2 protein-coding genes are annotated in these 1,839 nt (G+C 48.4%); both read right to left on the bottom strand.

Annotated elements, in window-relative coordinates; genetic code table 11:
* The coding region (locus F6K13_RS31360) for a peptide-methionine (S)-S-oxide reductase MsrA (RefSeq protein ID WP_287289611.1) at positions 1-246 on the bottom strand (246 nt) is incomplete at its 3' end.
* 499 nt (positions 247-745) lie between these two features.
* Positions 746-1,839, bottom strand: a 1,094-nt coding sequence (locus tag F6K13_RS31355) for a tail fiber protein (RefSeq protein WP_287289609.1), incomplete at its 5' end; no start/stop codon positions are given.

Below are 1,839 nucleotides of genomic sequence, written 5' to 3'. Positions count from 1 at the left end.
TCTCTGAGAAAATATCACTGCGTGAAATATTAGAAATATTTCACGCAGTGATATTTTCTCAGAGTCAAAAGTGACTTTTACTACCTCAGCATGGCCTGTTTTTCCAGAACATATAGATCTATAGTCAGGATTCTTAGTATTTCCTCCAGCATAACCAGATTCTGCCTCTTTAACCCCTGCTACAGAAAGAAAGACGGATTCTACACACCAGAAACATCCACCACCCAATACAATTGTATCTAACATTAATTTTTCCCTCCAAATTTTGGCTTGAATTTCCATCAAATATTAATTGTAAACTGATTAGGGCATAGCAATTTTGAGTTCAAATCAGTTAATTCAGATTTTAAATTTTTACTCAAAAAAAACCTTGCAGGTTTCTAATACCTACAAGGTCTTTTTTTATTTGTTTATGAGAATTGACTATTGACATCCTCCCGACGTTGTGCATGGCGCGACAAGGCGGGATTCCTAAACCTCGCGACTCAGGACTTTCTGCTTCGCTCCGCACCTGCCTCCGAGGCCTTTCCCTCTTTCTGGTCTAAAGGCGCGCTCCACAGACGCTCCACTGCTAGCCCAGCAGCCTAATTCTATTTAGAATAGCATACCCTTGGAAGAACCGCTCTTATTGATTGGTTGTCCCATGCGACGCTCCCCTAATAGCTGCCGCTAGGCTCCGCCAACGGGAGAGCGCGGGTCTTCAACCAACGTTGAGATAAAATTCAACTGTCAAGTCTCAAACACATTAATTTGTAACTGGAACGAATATGGATGGTGCCTCTGCTGGTGTCTCTTCTGGTGCCTCTCCTGCAAAAGGAATTGACTCTCCAGTAGAAAGCTCTTCATTTTGTATCATGTCATTTACACGAAGTGCTTCTAGTTGCAATGCCTGCAATTGTTGGAGCAATGTTACATCGTTAGTTGGAAGATCTGTGAGGCCTACAGTATCCCCTGTATTCGTTACAACATCTCCGAATACCGTGTTAGCAGGTACTATATTGCCATTTCCTAAATCCACTAACAGTGTAGGACCGCCGGCTGCAGGAACAGCTTCTACACTTGTAGGTCGGCCAACAGGACTAACACCTACGAGATTTGGAAGAGCAAAGTTAGTGACTCCATCACCACCATATAAAGTTCCTAATACCCGGAATAGAGATTCATTTCCAGCGATGGGTAATAACTGACCCTCAAGAGATAAGAATCCTGGAGGAGCTGCAGTACCAGCAAACAAAACTACTTCTCCAGGGAAGAATCCTGCAGGAGCATCTTCTGTTGCAATGATATAAGCCAGTGGTGGACCTACTTGAGCGGATAGACCAGGAAGGCCAGGAGCACCTGCTGGACCTACTGGACCTACTGGACCCACTGGACCAGGAGCACCATCTAATCCTGGAGTTCCTGGTATACCTGCCGGACCGACTGGACCTGCTGGACCTACTGGACCGACTGGACCTGCTGGACCTGCGAGACCAGGAGCACCATCTAATCCTGGAGTTCCTGGTACACCTGCCGGACCTACTGGACCTGCTGGACCTACAGGACCTGCCGGACCTGCGAGACCAGGAGCACCATCTAGTCCTGGAGTTCCTGGTACACCTGCCGGACCTACTGGACCTGCCGGACCTGCGAGACCAGGAGCACCATCTAATCCTGGAGCACCAGGAGCACCATCTAGTCCTGGAGTTCCTGGTACACCTGCCGGACCTACTGGACCTGCCGGACCTGCGAGACCAGGAGCACCATCTAGTCCTGGAGTTCCTGGTACACCTGCCGGACCTACTGGACCTGCTGGACCTGCGAGACCAGGAGCACCATCTAGTCCTGGAGCACCAGGAG

The organism is Okeania sp. SIO2B9 (assembly GCF_010672505.1).
In the GTDB taxonomy this organism is placed as follows: Bacteria; Cyanobacteriota; Cyanobacteriia; order Cyanobacteriales; family Microcoleaceae; genus Okeania; species Okeania hirsuta.
The sequence above is the reverse complement of the archived record's forward strand: the minus strand, read 5'-3'. Positions and strand labels throughout refer to the sequence as shown.